Raw genomic sequence first — 22,781 nt, 5'->3', positions numbered from 1 at the left:
CGTAGTCGTGATACATCACACCCGCGAACACACCCGTCCGGCTCCCCCGCAACCCCACCGGACTGATCCCCGCCCGCTCAATCGCCTCCCAGGAGGCCTCCAGCAACAACCGCTGCTGCGGATCCATCGCCAGCGCCTCACGCGGCGAAATCCCGAAGAACCCCGGATCGAACTCCGCCGCGTCATACAGGAACCCGCCCTGACGGGTGTAGGTCTTTCCTGGCGTGCCGGGCTCCGGCCCGTACACTCCTTCGACGTCCCAGCCGCGGTCGGTGGGGAAGTCGCCGATGGCGTCCTGAGCCTGGGCGACCAGGGCCCACAGGTCCTCCGGAGAGAGCACGCCGCCGGGATAGCGGCAGGCCATGCCCACGATCGCGATCGGCTCGTCGGCCGCCTTGGTCGCCGCCACGACGGTCTGCGCCGTCTGTGCGCCGAACAGTTCGTCCGCCAGGAACTCCGCCACCGCCTCGGCGGTCGGGTAGTCGAAGATGAGCGTGGCCGGAAGCGGCTGCCCGGTGGCGGCGGTGAGCTGGTTGCGGAACTCGACGGCCGTCAGGCTGTCGAAGCCGAGCTCCTGGAACTGGCGCTGCCGGTCGATGGCCGACCCGTCCGCGAAGCCGAGAACCGTGGCCGCGGTGCCGCGTACCAGGTCGGAGAGCGCCGACAGGCGTTCCGCGGGGCTCAGCGCGGCCAGGCGCTGCGCGAGCCCGCCGGACGAACCGGCGCGGCGCACCGCGGAGCGGCTGCCGGTCCGGGTCTGGACGAACCGCGCGGGGATCAGCACCGCCTGGTCCGACGACACGGCGGTGTCGAAGAGCGCCAGCCCGTCGTCGACGGACAGCGGCCTCACTCCCGCGCGCTCCATGCGGCGCAGATCGGTTTCGTCCAGCTCGCCCGCCATGCCGCCGGTCGCCCACAGTCCCCAGGCCAGCGAGGTGCCCGGCAGGCCGTGCACTCTGCGATGGTGCGCGAGGGCGTCCAGGTACGTGTTGGCCGCGGCGTAGTTGGCCTGGCCCGCGCTGCCCAGCACTCCGGCCAGCGAGGAGAACACCACGAACGCCCGCAGGTCACGGTGCCGGGTGAGCTCGTGCAGGTGCCAGGCTGCGTCGGCCTTGGGCCTGAGTACGGCGTCCAGGCGTGCCGGAGTGAGGGAGGCGATGACGCCGTCGTCCAGGACGCCGGCCGTGTGCACCACACCCGCCAGCTCGTCCACGCCTTCGAGCAGGGTGGCGAGGGCGTCGCGGTCGGCCACGTCACAGGCGGCCACAGTGACCTCGGCGCCCAGCTCCGACAGCTCCGCCACCATGTCGGCCACACCGGGCGCCTCCGGCCCGCGCCGGCTGACCAGCAGCAGGTTCGCGACCTCGTGCTCCGTGACCAGGTGACGCGCCACCAGCGCGCCCAGCCCGCCCGTGCCGCCGGTGACCAGCACCGTGCCCTCGGGCCCGAACACCGGCCCGCCATCGCCCAGATCCGTCGCCCGGCTCATCCGCGGCACCAGCACCCGACCGTCGCGGACGGCCAGCTGGGACTCGCCGGTCGCCAGCGCCCGGCCGACCGTCTCGGCGTCCAGATCCTCGGTGTCGGCGTCCAGCAGCACGAGGCGGCCGGGCTGCTCCGACTGCGCGGCCCGCACGAGGCCCCACACAGGTGCCAGGCCCAGGTCCACGTCCTCGTCCGCGTTCACGGCCACCGCTCCCCGGGTGACGATGACCAGCCGCGACGACGCGAACCGTTCGTCGGCCAGCCAGTCCTGCACCAGGGCGAGGGCCGCGTGGGTCGTGGCGTGCAGGTCCCCGCCCGCGCAGCGGGTCAGGACCGGGACGTCCGCCGGGTCGAGGGAGGCCAGGTCCGGGTGGACCTCCGCCCCCGTACCCAGGTCGTCGGTCCCGAGCACGAGCCACCGGGGAGCGTCCTGCTCGGAAGCGGCCGGGGCCGCGCTCCACTCCAGCCGGTGCAGCAGGCCCTGGCTTTCCGACGCGCTCAGCTCGGCGGTCGACACGGGCCTCAGGGTGAGCGCGCCGATCTCGGCCACCGGAAGGCCGCTGTCGTCGGTGATGCTCAACACGATGCTGGTGTCGGAGGAGCCGCGGGTGACCTTGACCCGCAGACCCGTCGCCCCGGCCGCGTGCAACTCCACGCCGCTCCAGGCGAACGGCAGATACGGCCTGCCCTCCGCCCTGGGGACCAGGTTGCCCAGCGCGGCGGCATGCAGGGACGCGTCCAGCAACGCCGGATGCAACCCGAACCGGCCCGCCTCCCCATGCCCCTGCTCGGGCAGAGCGATCTCGGCGAACACCGCATCCTCATGCTGCCAGGCCGCCACCAGCCCCTGGAACAAGGGCCCGTAGTCCAGGCCTGACATGGCCAGGTCGTCGTACAGGTGCTCGACGTCCACCGGGCTGGCACCGGCCGGCGGCCACTGCGCCGGCCCGGCAGGCGGCTCCTCGGACTGGCCGACCAGGACGCCCTGCGCGTGCTGGATCCACTCCCCCGCGTTGGCGTTTCGGGAGTGGATGCTCACCTGGCGGTCACCCGACTCGTCGCACGGCCCGGCCACCAGCTGGACGTGTACGCCGCCGTCGGCCGGCACGAGAAGGGGCGCCTGGAGGGTCAGCTCCCGTACGTGCGGGCTGTCCAGCTCCTGGCCGACGCGGAGCGCCAGCTCCACCAGCGCCGCCCCTGGCACCACCACCCGGCCGTTGACCTGGTGATCGGCCAGCCACGGCTGCCCGGCCAGCGACAACCTGCCGGTGAAGGTGTGGGTGTCGGAGTCGGGCGCGGAAATCGCCGCACGAAGCACGGGGTGGTCGATGGCGCCGAGCCCGGCGGCATCTACATCACCGGAGTCAGCGGTGACGGGCACCCAGAACCGCTCGTGCTGGAAGGCATACGTGGGCAGATCGACGAGCCGGCCGGGGGTCAGCACCTTCGTCCAGTCCACGGCGATGCCCTGGACGTGCAGCCCACCCAGCGCCTCGATCAGCGCCCGGGTCTCGTCACGGTCCTTGCGCACGGCCGGGACGAACACCGCATCCTCAACACTCTGCTGCGCCAGCCCGGTCAGCACCCCATCCGGGCCGACCTCCAAGAAGTGCGTCGCCTCAGCAGCCCTCACCCCATCCGCGAACCGCACCGCCCCACGCACATGCTCAACCCAATAGGCAGGGTCGGTCAGCTGACCCGCCTCAGCCAGACGACCGGTCACATTCGAAACGATCGCCAGACTCGGCTCCTGGAAGGCGATCCCGTCAATCGCCTGCGCGAACTCCGCCAGCATCGGCTCCATCAACGGCGAATGGAAAGCATGCGACACCCGCAACCGCCGAGTACGCACCTGGGCCTGAGCCTCGATCTCCGCGACCGCCGCCTCATCACCCGACACCACCACCGCAGCCGGACCGTTCACCGCCGCGATCCCCACCCGGTCCTCACGGCCTTGCAGGAGCGGCAGGACGTCGGCCTCCGGAGCCGCGACCGCCAGCATCGCCCCACCAGAGGGAAGTGCCTGCATCAACCGGGCACGGGCCGCGACCAGCGTGCAGGCGTCCTCCAGCGAGAACACCCCAGCCACATGAGCGGCGGCGATCTCCCCGATCGAATGCCCGACCAGCACATCGGCCCGCACACCCAACGACTCCAGCAACCGATACAGCGCGACCTCGAAAGCGAACAACGCCGGCTGGGTCATCCCCGTCTCGTTCAGCACCCCCTCGGGATCGGCGAAGAGCACTTCACGTACGGGATGCGGCAGCAACGGGTCGAACACCCGGCAGATCTCGTCCAGCGCCTCGGCGAACACCGGGAAGTGCTCAGCCAGCACCGACCCCATGCCGACCCGCTGACTGCCCTGACCGGCGAACAACAACGCCAGCTTCCCACCGGAACCACCTCCGGAAATCGCTCCGGACGCGTCCTCCTCGGCCAGCGCCCGCAGGCCTGCCACCAGTTCGTCCCGATCGGCACCCACGACCACCGCGCGCTGTTCCAGCACCGCCCGGCCCGTCGCCAGCGACCACGCCGCATCCGACACCGCCACCGACGGCTCCGACTCCAGCCACGACGCCAGCCGACCGGCCTGCGCCCCCAACGCCCGCTCATCCTTCGCCGACACCAGCAACGGCACCACCGGCGCCTGCTCCACCGGCTCCGGCTCCGGCTCCACCACCGGACCCTGCTCGATGATCACGTGAGCGTTCGTGCCGCTGATCCCGAACGACGACACCGCCGCCCGCCGGGCATGCCCGTTCTCCTGCCACGGCCGCGCCTCGGTCAGCAACTGCACCGCACCCGCCGACCAGTCCACATGCGGCGACGGCTCATCAGCATGCAACGTCCGCGGCAGCACACCGTTGCGCAGCGCCATGACCATCTTGATCACACCGCCCACACCGGCTGCGGCCTGCGTGTGGCCGATGTTCGACTTCACCGAGCCGAGCCAGAGCGGCTGCTCCCGGTCCTGCCCGTACGTCGCGATGAGCGCCTGGGCCTCGATCGGGTCACCGAGCTTCGTACCGGTGCCGTGCGCTTCGACCGCGTCCACCTCGGCCGGCGACAGACCCGCGTTCGCCAGCGCCTGCCGGATCACCCGCTGCTGCGAGGGGCCGTTGGGGGCGGTCAGGCCGTTGCTGGCGCCGTCCTGGTTGATCGCGCTGCCACGCACCACGGCGAGGACCTGGTGGCCGTTGCGTTCAGCGTCCGACAGCCGCTCCACCAGGAGCATGCCGACACCCTCGCCCCAGCCGGTGCCGTCCGCGTCGGCCGAGAACGCCTTGCACCGGCCGTCCGGGGACAGGCCGCGCTGACGGGAGAACTCGACGAAGGTGCTGGGGGTGGCCATCACGGTGACGCCGCCGGCCAGGGCCAGGTCGCATTCGCCCGACCGCAACGCCTGGATCGCCAGGTGCAGGGCCACCAGCGAGGAGGAGCAGGCCGTGTCGACCGTGACGGCGGGACCTTCGAGTCCGAGACTGTAGGACACCCGCCCGGAGGCGATGCTGCCGGAACTGCCGGTGCCGATGAGCCCTTCGAGCTCGCCCGGCACAGCCGACAGCTGGGGCGCGTAGTCGTGGTACATGACGCCGGCGAACACGCCGGTCCTGCTGCCGCGCAGCCGGGTCGGGCTGATCCCGGCACGTTCGATGGCCTCCCACGACGTCTCCAGCAGCAGCCGCTGCTGCGGGTCCATGGCGAGCGCCTCGCGCGGCGAGATCTCGAAGAAGCCCGGGTCGAACTGGGCGGCGTCGTACAGGAACCCGCCGTGGCGCGCGTACGAGGTGCCCCGGCTGTCGGGGTCGGGGTTGTAGAGCTTGTCCAGGTCCCAGCCACGGTCGGCGGGGAACTCGCCCACCCCGTCACGGGCCTGCGCCACCAGCTCCCACAGGTCCTCCGGAGACAGCACCCCACCCGGGTACCGGCACGCCATGCCCACGATCGCGATCGGCTCGTCGACCGCCACGGGAGCGGCCACCACGGCCTGCGCCGTCTGCCCGCCGGCCAGCTCGTCCGCCAGGTACTCCGCCACGGCCTCGGCCGTCGGGCAGTCGAAGATGAGGGTCGCCGGGAGGCGCAGCCCGGTGGCCGCGTTCAGCTGGTTGCGGAACTCGACGGCCGTCAGGGAGTCGAAGCCGAGCTCCTGGAATCGTCTGGCCGGCTCGACCGCCTCCGCGCCGTCGAAGCCGAGCACGGTCGCCGCGTGGGTGCGTACCAGGTGGAGGAGGTCGGTCGGGTTCGTACCGACGGTGCTCGACCTGCGCGTGGGTACGCGGACCAGGCCGTGCAGGAGCGCGGGCAGCGTACCCGCCTGGGCCTGCGACTGCAGCGCCGGCATGCTGAGCACGGCCGGGACCAGGACGGGGTGTTCCGTGCGGACCGCGACGTCGAACAGGGCGAGCCCGTCGGCGATGGGCATCGGCATGATGCCGCCGCGTTCGAGGCGGCGCAGGTCGGTTTCGTCCAGCTCGCCCGCCATGCCGCCGGTCGCCCACAGTCCCCAGGCCAGCGAGGTGGCCGGAAGGCCCTGGGCCCGCCGCAGCTCCGCGAGGGCGTCCAGCGACGTGTTGGCCGCGGCGTAGTTGCCCTGGCCCGCGCTGCCCAGCACCCCGGAGAGGGAGGAGAACACCACGAACGCGCTCATGTCGCGGTGCTCGGTGAGCTCGTGCAGGTGCCAGGCGGCCTCGGTCTTGGGCTTGAGTACGGTGTCCAGGCGTTCGGGGGTGAGGGAGGCGATGACGCCGTCGTCCAGGACGCCGGCCGTGTGCACCACGCCCGCCAGCTCGTCCACGCCTTCGAGCAGGGTGGCGAGGGCGTCGCGGTCGGCCACGTCGCAGGCCGCGACGTCCACCGAGGCGCCCAGTTCGGACAGCTCGGCGACCAGCTCGGCCGCACCCGGAGCCTCGGGTCCGCGCCGGCTGACCAGCAGCAGGTTCCTGACGTCGTGCTCGGTGACCAGGTGGCGGGCGACCAGCGCGCCCAGGCCGCCCGTTCCGCCGGTGACCAGCACCGTGCCCTCGGGCCCGAACACCGGCTCGCCATCGCTCAGATCCGTCACCCGGCTCATCCGCGGCACCAGCAGCCGACCGTCACGGACGGCCAGCTGGGACTCGCCGGTCGTCAACGCCTCGGCGGCCACGTCCGCGGGGTCGGTCTCCGCGTCCAGGTCCAGGAGCACGAACCGGTCCGGCTGCTCGGCCTGCGCGGCCCGTACCAGGCCCCATGCCGCCGCCTGCGCCGGGTTCGGGACCTCGTCCTGCACCACCGCGAAGGCACCGCGCGTGACGACGACCAGCCGCGCCCCCGGCTCGTCGGCGGCGCCGAACTCCTGGAGAGCGGCCAGCACGCCGTGCGTGGCCTGCCTGATCGCTGCGGGAGCCGGCGCCTCGGACACCGCCACCTCGAAGATCTCGTACGGCGGCTCGGGCTGTGCCGTGCGTCCGGCGGGACGCACCCAGCCGATCGTGAACAAGCCGTCGTGACGAGCCGTCCCCTGGTCGGCGGAGCTCGGGCGGAGCGTCACCGACCCGACCTCCATGACGGGCGTCCCGGCCGTGTCCGCCATGGCCAGGGAGACCACGCCGTCGTTGCCCGTGGGCGCGATCCTGACCCGCACGGTCGTCGCGTGGTCGGCGAGCAGCGCCACCTGGTTCCACGAGAACGGAACGTACGGCCGTCCCGGCTCGGCCTGCGGCAGCAGACCGGCCATGGGGATGGCGTGGAGGGAGGCGTCCAGGAGCGCCGGGTGCAGCCCGAAACGCCGGGCGTCCGCCTGGGCCGTCTCCGGCAGGGCGATCTCGGCGTAGACGGCGCCGTCCCGCTGCCAGACGGCCTTGAGGCACTGGAAGGTCTCGCCGTACTCCATGCCGGTCGCGGCCAGGTCCTCGTAGACGCCGTCGGTGTCGACGGGCCGGGCGCCGGGCGGCGGCCACTGCGCGAGGTCGAAGCCCGGCGCGGGGGCGTCCCCCGTGAGCACGCCCTGGGCGTTCTGCCTCCAGTCGGCGCTCTCCTCGGGCCTGGAGTAGATGGTCACCTGGCGGCGGCCCGATGCGTCCGGCTCGGCCACCACCACCTGGAGCTGCAGGCTTCCCCGTTCCGGCAGGACCATCGGCGCCTGGAGGGTCAGCTCGTCGAGCACCGGGCAGCCGGTCTCGTCACCGGCCCGTACGGCGAGCTCCACCTGCGCGGTCCCCGGCACGATCACCTGACCGGCCACCACGTGATCGGCCAGCCATGGCTGCTCGGCCGGCGACAGGCGGCCGATGAGCGTCAGGGTGCCGGTGCCGGGGGCGGGCACGGTGGCGGTCAGCAGCGGGTGGTCCACGGCCGCCAGCCCACCGCCCGAGGCGACGTCACCGGTGGCGTAGCCGGAGTCGAGCCAGTAGCGGCGGCGCTGGAAGGCGTAGGTGGGCAGGTCGACGAACCGGGTGGGGACGTCGGCGAAGTAGGCGTCCCAGTCCACGGTGACGCCCTGGACGTGCAGCCGGCCCAGCGCCTCGATCAGCGCGCGGGTCTCGTCACGGTCCTTGCGCACGGCCGGGACGAACACCGCATCCTCAACACTCTGCTGCGCCAGCCCGGTCAGCACCCCATCCGGGCCGACCTCCAAGAAGTGCGTCGCCTCAGCAGCCCTCACCCCATCCGCGAACCGCACCGCCCCACGCACATGCTCAACCCAATAGGCAGGGTCGGTCAGCTGACCCGCCTCAGCCAGACGACCCGTCACATTCGAAACGATCGCCAGACTCGGCTCCTGGAAGGCGATCCCGCTGATCGCCTGCGCGAACTCGGCCAGCATCGGCTCCATCAACGGCGAATGGAAAGCATGCGACACCCGCAACCGCCGAGTACGCACCTGGGCCTGAGCCTCGATCTCCGCGATCGTGGTCTCGTCACCCGACACCACCACCGCAACCGGACCGTTGACCGCCGCGATCCCGACCCGATCCTCACGACCGGCCAGAAGCCCAAGCACCTCGGCCTCCGCAGCGGCCACCGCCAGCATCGCCCCACCGGAAGGAAGCGCCTGCATCAGGCGGGCACGAGCCGCCACCAGCGTGCAGGCGTCCTCCAGCGAGAACACCCCAGCCACATGAGCAGCCGCGATCTCCCCGATCGAATGCCCGACCAGCACATCGGCCCGCACACCCAACGACTCCAGCAACCGATACAGCGCCACCTCGAAAGCGAACAACGCCGGCTGGGTCATCCCCGTCTCATTCAGCACCCCCTCGGGATCACTGAACATCACCTCACGCAACGGATGCGGCAACAACGGCTCGAACCGGGCACAGATCTCATCCAACGCCTCGGCGAACACCGGGAACACCTCAACAAGAGACGCCCCCATGCCGACCCGCTGACTCCCCTGACCGGCGAACAACAACGCCAGCTTCCCAACAGGCATGATCGCGACGGGAGCCAGCTCCCGAAGACCCGCCACCAACTCGTCCCGATCAGCACCCACGACCACCGCGCGCTGCTCCAGCACCGCCCGCGCGGACACCAGTGCCTTGCCGGCGACGGCCGGGTCGATGTCGTTCGCCGACGCCCAGGCCGCGAGCCTGCCCGCCTGCTCGCGCAGCGCGTCCGCGTCGTTGGCGGAGATCAGCCACGGCACGGCGGGCAGCTCGGTGACGGCGGCGGCCGGCTCGGGCTCGGCCGGGCCCTGCTCGACGATGACGTGGGCGTTGGTGCCGCTCACGCCGAACGACGACACGCCGGCCCGGCGCGGCCGGTCGCGCTCGTCCCACGGGCGGGCCTCGGTCAGCAGCTCGACCGCGCCCGCCGACCAGTCCACGTGCGGCGACGGCTCGTCGGCGTGCAACGTCTGCGGCAGCACGCCGTGACGCATCGCCATCACCATCTTGATGATCCCGCCCACACCGGCAGCGGCCTGGGTGTGGCCGATGTTGGACTTCAGGGAGCCGAGCCAGAGCGGCTGCTCCCGGTCCTGCCCGTACGTCGCGAGGATGGCCTGCGCCTCGATCGGGTCGCCGAGCCGCGTACCGGTGCCGTGGGCTTCGACCGCGTCCACGTCGGCGACCGTCAGGCCCGCGTTCGCCAGCGCCTGACGGATCACCCGCTCCTGGGAGGGGCCGTTGGGGGCGGTGAGGCCGTTGCTGGCGCCGTCCTGGTTGATCGCGGTCCCGCGTACGACGGCGAGGACGTGGTGCCCGTTGCGCTGGGCGTCGGACAGCCGCTCGACGAGCAGCATGCCCGCGCCCTCGCCCCACCCGGTGCCGTCGGCGTCGGCGGAGAACGCCTTGCACCGGCCGTCGGCCGACAGGCCGCGCTGGCGGGAGAACTCGACGAAGACGTTGGGGGTGGCCATCACGGTGACGCCGCCGGCGAGGGCGAGGTCGCATTCGCCCGACCGCAGCGACTGCGCCGCCAGGTGCAGCGCCACCAGCGACGACGAGCAGGCCGTGTCCACGGTCACCGCCGGGCCTTCGAGGCCGAACGTGTACGCGACCCGGCCGGAGGCGATGCTGCCCGCGCTGCCGTTGAGCACGAACCCTTCGAAGCCCTCCGGCGCCTGCGGCAGGCGGGTGCCGTAGTCGTGGTACATCACTCCGGCGAACACGCCGGTGCGGCTGCCGCGCATGGCCTTGGGGCTGATCCCGGCCCGCTCGATCGCCTCCCACGACGTCTCCAGCAGCAACCGCTGCTGGGGGTCCATCGCGGTCGCCTCGCGCGGCGAGATGCCGAAGAGGCCGGGGTCGAAGCGGTCGGCGTCGTGCAGGAAGCCGCCTTCGCGGGTGTAGCTGGTGCCGTGGTGACCGGGGTCGGGGTCGTACAGAGCGTCCAGGTCCCAGCCGCGGTTGTCGGGGAAGGACGTGATGGCGTCGCCCGCCTGGGTGAGCAGCCGCCAGAGGTCCTCGGGGGAGGACACGCCGCCGGGATAGCGGCAGGCCATGCCGACGATCGCGATGGGCTCGTCGGCGGGCGCGGTCCGCACGGCGACCTGCTCGGTCCTGGACGCGCCGCTGAGCTCCGCGTACAGGTGGTCGGCCAGTTCGCCTGGGGTGGGGAAGTTGAACAGCAGCGTGGCGGGCAGCCGCAGGCCGGTGGCCGTGTTGAGCCGGTTGCGCAGTTCGACGGAGCTCAGCGAGTCGAAGCCGAGGTCCTTGAACGCGGTTCCGGGATCCACGGTGTCGGCGTTGGCGTGGCCGAGCACGTGCGCGACGTTCGTACGGATGAGCGTCAGCAGCGCGCCCTTGTCGGCCCGCACGGTCGCCGGCCTGGGCGCGGCCGTCCTGCGCGCCGGAGCCTTGACCAGCACGCGGAAGACCGCGGGGATCTCGTCCTGGCGGCGCAGCGCGGCCGTGTCCAGGCGGGCCACGATCTGCACGGCCTCGTCGAGGGCGAGCGCCGCGTCGAACAGGGACATGCCCTCCGCCACGGGGAGCGGCGCGAGCCCGACCCTGCTGAGCCGTGCCACGTCGAGCTGGCTGAGCGCACCGGCCATGCCGTGGTCGGACTCCCACAGCCCCCACTGGAGGGAGACGGCCGGCAGTCCCCGGGCCCGGCGGTGCAGGGCCAGAGCGTCCAGGTACGCGTTGGCGGCGGCGTAGTTGGCCTGCCCGGCGCTGCCGACGGTGGCGGCGACCGACGAGTACAACACGAAGAACGCCAGGTCGAGGTCCTGAGTGAGCTCGTGCAGGTGCCAGGCCGCGTCCGCCTTCGGCCCGAAGACGCGGTCGACGTGGTCGGGCGTCAGCGAGGTCACGGCGCCGTCGGCCACGATCCCGGCCAGGTGCACGACGCCCGTCAGCGGATGTTCCGCGGGGATGCCCGCCAGGAGGGCGGCGAGCTCGTCGCGGTCGGCGACGTCGCAGGCGGCCACGGTGACCTCGGCGCCCAGTTCGGACAGCTCCGCCACCAGCTCGGAGGCGCCGGGCGCGTCCTGGCCGCGCCTGCTGACCAGCAGCAGGTTCCTGACGTCGTGCTCGGTGACCAGGCGCCGCGCGGCCAGCGCCCCGAGCTCTCCTGTGCCGCCGGTCAGCAGCACGGTGCCGTCCGCCGCCTGGCCCGTGCCCGCGGTGGCGGGCGGGTTCGTCGCGGGGACGATGCGGGGGACGTGGACGCGGCCCTGCCGCAGGGCGATCTGCGGCTCGCCGGACCCGCAGGCGCGCAACATCGCCTCCGCCGAGTCCGGGTGCTCGTCGGTGTCGACGAGCACGAACCGGCCGGCGTGCTCGGACTGGGCGGAGCGCACCAGCCCCCACACGGGGGCGGTGGACAGATCGGGCGACTCGCCGTCGGTCACGCTGACCGCGCCGATGGTCACGAGTGCCAGCCGGGACCGCGCGAACCTCTCGTCCGCCAGCCACTCCTGGACGAGCGCGAGCACCTCGTACGTCCTGTCGCGGCCCGCGCCGGACGCGACCGGCGCGAGGACCAGCTCAGGAACCTCCTGACCGGGTGCGACCGCCTCACGCAGCGACGCCAGGTCGTCCAGCATCAGCACCCGCTCGGGCTCCGGCCCGGCGGCGGTCGCCGTCACCCAGTCCAGCGTGTACGGGGTGGTCCCGCTCCGCAGGGCGGTCGTGACGGGCCGAACCACCAGCGAGTCCACCGTGAGGATGGGCATGCCGGTCTGGTCGGCGACGCTCAGCGACAACTCGCCGGGCCCCTTCGCCGTCGTACGGACACGTGCCGTCGTCCCGCCCGCCGCGTGCGGGGAAACGCCGGACCACGCGAAGGGCAGGTAGGGCTGCCCCGGCTCGGTGGGCGGCAGCAGATCCCCGAGCGTGATGGAGTGCAGCACCGCGTCGAGCAGCGCCGGATGGAACCCGAACCGCTCCGCGTCCGCCTGCGCCTGGTCGGGCAGGGCGATCTCGGCGTACACCGAGCCGTCGTGCTGCCAGGCGGCCACCAACCCCTGGAACAGGGGCCCGTACTCCAGGCCCGTCGCGGCGAGGTCGTCGTAGAGGACGCCGACGTCGATGGGCCGCGCGCCGGGCGGCGGCCACTGGGCGAGGTCGAAAGCGGGCTCGGCGGCGACCGGGCCGAGGCTTCCCTGGGCGTGCCGCTGCCAGGTGGTGTCGCCTTCCGTACGGGAGTACACGGCGACGCCGCGACGCCCGCCGTCGTCCGGGCCGTCGATGACCACCTGGAGCTGTACGGGGTGCTCGGGCGTGATGACGAGCGGAGCCTGGATGGTCAGCTCGGAAACCGTCATGCAGTCGTCGGTCTCCGCCGCGGCCCGCAACGCGATCTCGAGGAAGGCGGTGCCGGGCAGGATGACCGTGCCGTTGACCACGTGGTCGGCGAGCCAGGGCAGGGCGGACGACGAGAGCCGGCCGGTGAGGGTGATCGAGTCGGAGTCGGGCGCGGGGACGGCGGCGCTGAGGATCGGATGCTCCACCGCGCTCAGCCCGGCCGCCGTCACATCACCGACCGATCCGCCCGACTCCAGCCAGAACCGCTCGTGCTGGAAGGCATACGTGGGCAGATCGACGAGCCGGCCGGGGGTCAGCACCTTCGTCCAGTCCACGGCGATGCCCTGGACGTGCAGCCCACCCAGCGCCTCGATCAGCGCCCGGGTCTCGTCGCGATCCTTGCGCACGGCCGGGACGAACACCGCATCCTCAACACTCTGCTGCGCCAGCCCGGTCAGCACCCCATCCGGGCCGACCTCCAAGAAGTGCGTCGCCTCAGCAGCCCTCACCCCATCCGCGAACCGCACCGCCCCACGCACATGCTCAACCCAATAGGCAGGGTCGGTCAGCTGACCCGCCTCAGCCAGACGACCCGTCACATTCGAAACGATCGCCAGACTCGGCTCGTGGAAGGCGATCCCGTCAATCGCCTGCGCGAACTCGGCCAGCATCGGCTCCATCAACGGCGAATGGAAAGCATGCGACACCCGCAACCGCCGAGTACGCACCTGGGCCTGAGCCTCGATCTCCGCGACCGCCGCCTCATCACCCGACACCACCACCGCAACCGGACCGTTCACCGCCGCGATCCCCACCCGATCCTCACGACCGGCCAGAAGCCCAAGCACCTCGGCCTCCGCAGCGGCCACCGCCAGCATCGCCCCACCAGAAGGAAGCGCCTGCATCAGACGGGCACGAGCCGCCACCAGCGTGCAGGCGTCCTCCAGCGAGAACACCCCAGCCACATGAGCAGCCGCGATCTCCCCGATCGAATGACCGACCAGCACATCGGCCCGCACACCCAACGACTCCAGCAACCGATACAGCGCGACCTCGAAAGCGAACAACGCCGGCTGGGTCATCCCCGTCTCGTTCAACACCCCCTCGGGATCGCTGAACATCACCTCACGCAACGGATGCGGCAACAACGGCTCGAACCGGGCACAGATCTCATCCAACGCCTCGGCGAACACCGGGAACACCTCAACAAGAGACGCCCCCATGCCGACCCGCTGACTCCCCTGACCGGCGAACAACAACGCCAGCTTCCCAACAGGCATGATCGCGACGGGAGCCAACTCCCGAAGATCCGCCACCAACTCGTCCCGAGCAGCACCCACGACCACCGCGCGCTGCTCCAGCACCGCCCGGCCCGTCGCCAGCGACCACGCCGCATCCGACACCGCCACCGACGGCTCCGACTCCAGCCACGACGCCAGCCGACCGGCCTGCGCCCGCAACGCCCGCTCATCCTTCGCCGACACCAGCAACGGCACCACCGGCGCCTGCTCCACCGGCTCCGGCTCCGGCTCCACCACCGGACCCTGCTCGATGATCACGTGAGCGTTCGTGCCGCTGACGCCGAACGACGACACGGCGGCCCGGCGCGGCCGGTCGCGCTCGTCCCACGGGCGGGCCTCGGTCAGCAGCTCGACCGCGCCCGCCGACCAGTCCACGTGCGGGGAGGGCTCCCCCACGTGCAAGGTCTTCGGCAGCACGCCGTGCCGCATGGCCATGACCATCTTGATGACCCCGGCGACGCCGGCGGCGGCCTGGGCGTGGCCGAGGTTGGACTTGAGCGACCCGAGCCAGAGCGGCTGGTCGTGGCGTTCCTGGCCGTAGGTGGCGATGAGCGCCTGGGCCTCGATCGGGTCGCCGAGCCGCGTACCGGTGCCGTGGGCCTCCACCGCGTCCACCTCGGCCGGCGACAGACCCGCGTTGGCCAGCGCCTGCCGGATCACCCGCTGCTGCGACGGGCCGTTGGGGGCGGCCAGGCCGTTGCTGGCGCCGTCCTGGTTGATCGCGCTGCCCCTGATGACGGCGAGCACCTGGTGGCCGTTGCGGCGCGCGTCGGACAGCCGCTCGACGAGCAGCACGCCGACGCCCTCGCTCCAGCCGGTGCCGTCGGCGTCGGCCGAGAACGCCTTGCACCGGCCGTCCGGCGACAGGCCGCGCTGGCGGGAGAACTCCACGAACGTGCCGGGCGAGGCCATGATCATGGCGCCGCCGGCCATCGCGAGGTCGCATTCGCCCGAGCGCAGGGCCTGCGCCGCCAGGTGCAGCGCCACCAGCGACGACGAGCACGCGGTGTCCACGGTCACCGCCGGGCCCTCGAACCCGAACGTGTACGACACCCGCCCGGAGGCGACGCTGGCCAGTCCGCCGGTGAGGAGGTAACCCTCCACGTGGTCGGCGCCTTCGTAGCGGCGGGGGCCGTACTCCATGGGTGCGATGCCGGTGAACACCCCGGTCTGGCTGCCGCGCAGCGTGGCGGGGTCGATGCCGGCGTCCTCGAGCGCCTCCCAGGAGGCCTCAAGGAGGAGCCGCTGCTGCGGGTCCATGGCGAGGGCCTCGCGCGGCGAGATGCCGAAGAACGCCGCGTCGAAGTCGGCCGCGTCGTAGAGGAAGCCGCCGTGCCGGGTGTAGGTGGTGCCGCGTGCGCCGGGGTCGGGGTCGAACAGTCGGTCGAGGTCCCAGCCGCGGTCGGCGGGGAACTCACCGACCGCGTCGCGGGCCTGGGCCACCAGCTCCCACAGGTCCTCGGGCGAGCGTACGCCGCCCGGGTAGCGGCAGGCCATGCCGACGATCGCGATCGGCTCGTCGTGGCCGGTCGTGCGGACCGCCGTGGCGACGCCGGCGGGCCCGCCGAGCAGTTCGGTGCGCAGGTGGTCGGTCAGCGCCTGCGGCGACGGGTAGTCGAACAGCAGCGAGCTGGGCAGGTGCAGCCCGGTGGCGGTGTTGAGCCGGTTCCGCAGCTCGACGGCGGTCAGCGAGTCGAAGCCCGCCTCCTTGAACGCGCCGGTCGCGCTGATGACGTTCGGCGTCACGTGGCCGAGTACGAGGGCGGCCTGGCCGCGTACGAGGTCGAGCAGCGTGCGTTCCTGCTCCTCGGGGCTCAGCCCGCGCAGGGCCTGCGCCAGCGGCACCTCGTCGGGCCCGCCGGCCTCGCGGCGCTCGATCGGCTTGCGCGCCATCGCGCGCAGCATGACCGGCACGGGGTCGGCGACCTTGGCCAGGCTGAGCCGGGCGGGCAGGGTCGTGACGGCGTTCCCCGCGAGCGCCGAGTCGAGCAGTTCGAGCGCCTTGTCCTGCGGCATCGGGGCGACGCCGAGCCGGGCCCAGCGGGCGAGGTCGGAGGTGGCGAGCGTGCCCGCCATGCCGCCGGCGGAGTTGTCCCACAGCCCCCAGGCGAGGGCGGTGGCGGGCAGGCCGAGCGCGCGGCGGTGCCGGGCGAGACCGTCGAGGAAGGCGTTGGAGGCGGCGTAGTTGGCCTGGCCGGCGCTGCCGAGCGTGGCCGCGCACGACGAGAACAGCACGAACGCGGACAGGTCGCGCTCGCGGGTCACCTCGTGCAGCAGCCAGGCCGTCTCGGCCTTGGTGCGCCACACGGTGTCCAGCCGCTCCGGGGTCAGCGCGGGCACGACGCCGTCGTCGAGGACGCCGGCGATGTGCACGACGCCGGTCAGGGTCTCGCAGGAGCCGACGAGCCCGGCCAGCGCGTCCCTGTCGGTGACGTCGCAGGCGACCAGCTCGGCGTGCGCGCCGAGCTCGGCCAGCTCGGCGGCCACCGCGACCGCTCCTGGCGAGCGCGGGTCGCGGGTGACCAGGACGAGGTTCCGTACGCCGTGCGTGGCGACGAGGTGCCGGGTGACGGTGCGGCCCAGCGCGCCGGTGCCGCCGGTGACCAGCACCGTGCCGTCGGGGTTCCAGGGCTGGTCGCCCGCCGGCTGGTCGTGCCCGGCGAGCCTGGGGACGTGGATCGTGCCGGCTCTGATCGCCAGCTGGGGCTCGTCGTAGGAGAGGGCCGAGGCGACGATGCCGTCGAGGGCGCCGTCGCTGTCGTGGTCGAGGAGCACGAACCGGTCCGGGTACTCCGTCTGGATCGACCGGACCAGCCCCCACACGGCCGTGGCCGCGAGGTCGGGGGTGTCGCCGGTCGCGCCCTCCGTGACGATCACGAGGCGGCCGGACGCGGGCCGGTCCCCGCCCAGCCGCTCCTGCACGGCGGCGAGCACGCGCAGCACGGCCGCCCGGGCGCGGGCGGGCTCGTCGCCGGCCGGGCTCACCCAGGGCAGCAGCACGTCGCCGGGCTCGGCGGCGGCGGGCGCTGCGGGCACCGGCACCCAGTCGACCTCGAACAGGCCGACCTGCTCGGTGGGCCGTTCTGCGGAGGCGGGCGCCTCCAGCCAGAACCGCTGCCGCTGGAAGGCGTACGTGGGCAGGTCGACGTGGAGGGCCGGGGCGGAGCCGAAGTAGGCGTCCCAGTCGACGGTGACGCCGGCGGCGTGGAGCCGGCCGAGTGCCTGGACGAAGGCGCCGCTCTCCTCGCGGTCCCTGCGCGCGGCGGGGACGAAGACGCCGTCATCCAGCGCCTGCTGGGCCATTCCGGTGAGGATGCCGTCGGGCCCGACCTCCAGGAGGACGGAGGCGTCCGCGGCGGCGACGCCGTCGGCGAACCGCACCGCCACCCGTACGTGCTCGACCCAGTAGGCGGGGTCGGCCAGCTGGCCCGGCTCGGCCAGGCGGCCGGTCACGTTCGAGACGACCGGAATCGCAGGCTCGTGGTACGTGAGCCCGCCGATCGCCTGCGCGAACTCGGCGAGCATCGGCTCCATCAGCGGCGAGTGGAAGGCGTGCGAGACCCGCAACCGCCGGGTCCGCGCCTGCGTCCGGCTCTCGATCTCCGCGATCGCCGCCTCGTCACCCGACACCACCACCGCGGACGGACCGTTGACCGCCGCGATCCCCGCACGACCTTCGTACCCGTCGAGCAGCGGCAGCACCTCCGGCTCCGGAGCGGCCACCGCCAGCATCGCCCCACCGGAGGGAAGCGCGTCCATGAGCCGGGCCCGCGTGGCTATCAGCGTGCAGGCGTCGGCGAGTGAGAGCACCCCAGCGACGTGGGCGGCGGCGATCTCGCCCACCGAGTGGCCGACCAGCACGTCCGGCCGCACGCCGAACGACTCGATCAGCCGGTAGAGGGCCACCTCGAAGGCGAACAGCGCGGGCTGCGTCATCCCGGTCTCGTTCAGCACGCCGCCTGGGTCGGTGAACATCACCTCACGCAGCGGGTACGGCAGTTGCGGGTCGAGCAGGGCGCAGGCCTCCTCGAGCGCCTGGGCGAACACGGGGAACGCGGCGGCGAGCTCCTTGCCCATGCCCGGCCGCTGGCTTCCCTGCCCGGTGAAGAGCAGCGCGAGCCGGCCGGACCGGCCGCTGCCGGTGAGCACGCCGGGCACGTCGGAGCCGCCGGCGAGGGCTCGCAGGCCGGCCAGCAGCTCGTCGCGGTCGCCGCCCACGACGACCGCGCGGTGGTCGAGCGCCGCCCGGCCGGCGGCCAGCGCGGCGCCGGCCGCGGTGACCGGGATGTCGGGAGTCGCCCATTCCGCGAGCCGCCTGGCCTGCCCGGCCAGCGCCTCGGGGCTCTTGGCGGACAGGATCCAGGGCACGGCGGGGAGGTCGAACTCCTCGTCGGGGGCTGGAACGACCGGGTCGCCCTGCTCGATGATGACGTGGGCGTTGGTGCCGCTGATGCCGAACGACGAGACGGCGGCGCGGCGCGGGCGGTCGAGCTCGTCCCACGTACGGGCCTCGGTCAACAGCTCCACCGCACCCGCGGACCAATCCACATGCGGCGACGGCTCATCCACGTGCAACGTCCGCGGCAACGTCCCGTGCCGCAACGCCATCACCATCTTGATCACACCACCGACGCCCGCAGCCGCCTGCGCATGACCGATGTTCGACTTCAACGACCCCAGCCACAACGGCCGATCCCGCTCCTGACCGTAGGCCGCGATCAACGCCTGCGCCTCGATCGGGTCACCCAGCGACGTGCCCGTCCCATGAGCCTCGACCGCGTCCACCTCACCCGCCGACAGACCCGCGTTCGCCAGCGCCTGACGAATCACCCGCTGCTGCGACGGACCATTCGGAGCCGTCAACCCGTTGCTCGCACCGTCCTGGTTGATCGCACTGCCCCGCACCACCGCCAGCACCCGATGACCATGCCGGCGCGCATCCGACAACCGCTCCACCAGCAACATGCCGACGCCCTCGGCCCACCCCGTGCCGTCGGCACCGGCCGCGAACGCCTTGCACCGACCGTCCGGCGACAACCCACGCTGACGCGAGAACTCCACGAACATGCCCGGTGAGGCCATCACGGTGGCGCCGCCGGCCAGGGCCAGGTCGCATTCGCCGGTCCGCAGCGACTGCGCGGCCAGGTGCAGGGCGACCAGCGACGACGAGCACGCGGTGTCCACCGTCACCGCCGGACCCTCGAACCCGAACGTGAACGCGACCCGCCCGGAGATGACGCTGGCCGTGGTGCCGGTCAGCACGTACCCCTCGGCGCTGCCGGTGGCCTCGTGCAGGCGCGGCCCGTAGTCCTGGGCCGTGGCGCCGGCGAACACGCCGGTCCGGCTGCCCCGCAACCCGGCGGGATCGATACCGGCCCGCTCCATCGCCTCCCACGACGTCTCCAGCAACAACCGCTGCTGCGGATCCATCGCCAGCGCCTCACGCGGCGAGATCCCGAAGAACGCCGGATCGAACTCCCCCGCCTCGTACAGAAAACCACCGTGCCGCGCATACGTCGTGCCACGGCTGTCCGGGTCGGGGTCGTACAGCCTGTCCAGGTCCCAGCCACGGTCCACGGGGAACTCGCCGATCGCGTCCTGGCCGGAGTCCACCAGGTTCCACAGGTCGTCCGGTGAGGACACACCTCCGGGGAACCGGCAGGCCATGCCGACGATCGCGATCGGCTCGTCGGCCACGGGCCTGGCGGCCACCACGGCCTGGGCGACGTGCTCGCCGGCCAGTTCCGCGCGCAGGAAGGCGGCCAGCGCCCGCGGCGACGGGTAGTCGAACAGCAGCGAGCTGGGCAGGTGCAGCCCGGTGGCGGCGTTGAGCCGGTTGCGCAGCTCGACGGCGCTGAAGGAGTCGAAGCCGAGCGCCTTGAAGGCGGTGCCGGTGTCCACGGTCGCGGCGTTGGCGTGGCCGAGGACGAGCGCGATGCAGGTGCGTACGAGCTCAAGGAGCGCCTGCTCCTGCTCGGCCTCCGGCAGGCCGCGCAGCCGGTCGGCGAGTGGCTGCGGTTCGTCTCCCGAGGCGGACGGCGCCGGGGCCGCGTGCGGGGGCGGGGGCGGCGCGGAGCCGTCCGCCTCGGGAAGCCAGTGGTAGGTGCGCTGGAAGGCGTAGGTGGGCAGCTGGACGCGGCGCGCGCCGGGCAGCACGGCGTCCCAGTCGAGCGTGGCGCCCCTGACCTGCAGCCCGGCCAGGGCCAGCGCGGCGCTGCGGCGCTCCGCCCCCGGATCGCGCAGCGTGGCGATGAACTGCGTGTACGGGCTGGCGGGCAGGCAGTGCTGCCCCATCGCGGCCAGCACCGACCCGGGACCCACCTCGACGAACGTGGTGACGCCCGTGTCGGCCAGGGCTCGGATGCCGTCGCAGAACCGCACGGCCTCGCGTACGTGCCACACCCAGTGGCCGGGCGAGCACAGGTCCTCGGCGGACGCGACGGCCCCGGTGAGGTTGGAGACGATCGGGATGGCCGGTTCGCGGTAGGTGAGCGACTCGGCCACCTCGCGGAACTCCGCCAGCATCGGGTCCATCAGCGGGGAGTGGAAGGCGTGGCTGACCCGCAGGCGGTGGGTCTTGCGGCCACGGCCGCGGAACTCCTCGGCGATCTCCACGACGCGGCTCTCGGAGCCGGAGACCACGGTGGAGTCGGGCCCGTTGATCGCGGCGATGCTGACCGTGGTGTCGAGGAAGGGCAGGACCTCCTCCTCGGTGGCCTGCACGGCGACCATCGCGCCGCCGGCCGGGAGGTTCTGCATCAGCCTGCCGCGCGCCGCGACCAGGGCGCAGGCGTCGGCCAGCTCCAGCACGCCGGCGACGTGGGCGGCCGAGATCTCGCCGATGGAGTGGCCGATGAGCCGGGTGGGGCGCACGCCCCAGTGTTCGTACAGGCGGGTGAGCGCGACCTCGAAGGCGAAGAGCGCGGGCTGGGCGAAACCGGTCTGGTCGAGCAGCGCGGCTTCCTCGGAGCCCTCGGCGGCGAACATCACGTCGAGGAGCGGCCGGTCGAGCGTGCCGTCGAAGCAGGCGGCGATGGTGTCGAGCGCCCGCGCGAAGACGGGGTGCGTCTCGTACAGTTCGCGGCCCATGCCGGGCCGCTGGCTGCCCTGACCGGAGTAGAGGAAGGCGATGTCGCCAGTGCTCGGCCGGCCGGTCACGATCCCGGCGGCGGGCGCGCCCGCGGCCAGCCGGTCCAGCGCGTCGGCCAGCGCGTCGGCGGGCACATCGGCGGGCACATCGGCGGGCGCTGACGGCTCGTCCACGACGATCGCCGCCCGCCGGTCGAACGCCGTACGGGTGGTGGCCAGCGAGTACGCCACGTCGGCGGGAGCGGTGCCCGGCTCGTCGCGCAGGTGGTCGCGCAACCGGGCCGCCTGGGCGCGCAGCGCGGCCTCACTCTGCCCGGCGAGCGGCACCACCAACGGCCCGGCGGAGGCGTGCGGCTCGGAAGCCGGCTCGGGGGGCGACCCGGCGAGCGGACCGGTCTGGCTTGCGGCGGTGGAGGTGGCGGGCTGTTCCTGCGGGTACTCGGTGAGCACCACGTGGCAGTTGGCGCCGCCCATGCCGAAGGAGCTGACGCCGGCGACCAGCGGCGCGTCCTCGCGCGGCCACGCGGACGTCTCGGTGTTGACGCGCAGGTTGAGCTCGTCGAACGGGATCTCCGGATTGGGCGTCTCGAAGTTCAGCGACGGCGGCAGCGTGCGGTTCCTGATGGCCAGCACGGTCTTCAGCAGGCCGACGATGCCCGCCGCGCCTTCGAGGTGGCCGACGTTGGTCTTGGCGGAGCCGACGAGCAGCGGCGTTCCCGAGTCCTTCGCGGTGCCGATGGCCGCGCCGAGCGCGCGCGCCTCGATCGGGTCGCCGACGCGGGTGCCGGTGCCGTGCAGCTCGACGAACTGCACGTCGGAGGCGGGCACGCCGGCCCGCGCGCAGGCCAGGCGGACGACCTCCTCCTGGGCGTGCTGGTCGGGCACGGTGAGCCCGTCGCCGCCGCCGTCGTTGTTGATGGCGCTGCCGGCGACCACGCAGTAGACCCGGTCGCCGTCGGCGAGCGCGCGGGCCAGCGGCTTCAGCACGACGACGCCGCCGCCCTCGCCGCGTACGTAGCCGTTGGCGCGGGCGTCGAAGGTGAAGCACCTGCCGTCGGGCGACAGGGCGCCGAACCGCAGCGCGGCCAGGGTGCTGTCGGCGGTCAGGTTGAGGTTCACGCCGCCGACGATGGCGAGGCCCGTCTCGCCGTTGCGCAGGCTCTCGCAGGCCAGGTGTACGGCGGTCAGCGAGGCCGACTGCGCGGAGTCCACGGTCATGCTGGGCCCGTTGAGCCCCAGCGTGTACGAGATCCGGTTGGCGAGCAGGGCCCGGCTGATGCCGGTGAGGCTGTGCCGGGTCAGCGCGGCGCGGCCGTTGCCCTGCAGCAGCTGGGCGTAGTCGCCGGCCATGGCGCCGACGAACACGGAGGCGGCGGTGTCGCGCAGGCTCGCCGGGACGATCCCGGCGTCTTCGAGCGCCTCCCAGCTCAGTTCCATGAGCAGCCGCTGCTGCGGGTCGATCATCGCGGCTTCGTTCGGGGAGACGCCGAAGAACTCGGCGTCGAATTCGGCTATCCCGTCGATGAAGCCGCCGCGCAGGGAACTCGTCTCCGGCGCGTCCCACCGGCCGCCGGGCACGTCGGTGACGGCGTCGCGGCCGTCGCGCAGCAGCCGCCAGAAGGATTGCGGGTCCGGAGCCTGGGGGAGCCGGCACGAGATTCCGACGATCGCCACCGCGTCGCCGGAAAAACTACGAGAGGAGAGTTCGTAGGACATTGAACCAATCCATATT

General features: G+C 72.9%; 1 protein-coding gene. It reads right to left on the bottom strand.

The window, feature by feature from the left end; genetic code table 11:
• Positions 1-22,765, bottom strand: a 22,765-nt coding sequence (locus E1295_RS50315; RefSeq protein WP_166427484.1) for a type I polyketide synthase, incomplete at its 3' end; no start/stop codon positions are given.
• Positions 22,766-22,781: the final 16 nt, after the last annotated feature.

Source organism: Nonomuraea mesophila (genome assembly GCF_004352805.1).
Classification (GTDB): Bacteria; Actinomycetota; Actinomycetes; order Streptosporangiales; family Streptosporangiaceae; genus Nonomuraea; species Nonomuraea longispora.
Note: the sequence above shows the minus strand (reverse complement) of the source record. Positions and strands in the feature narration are given on the sequence as shown.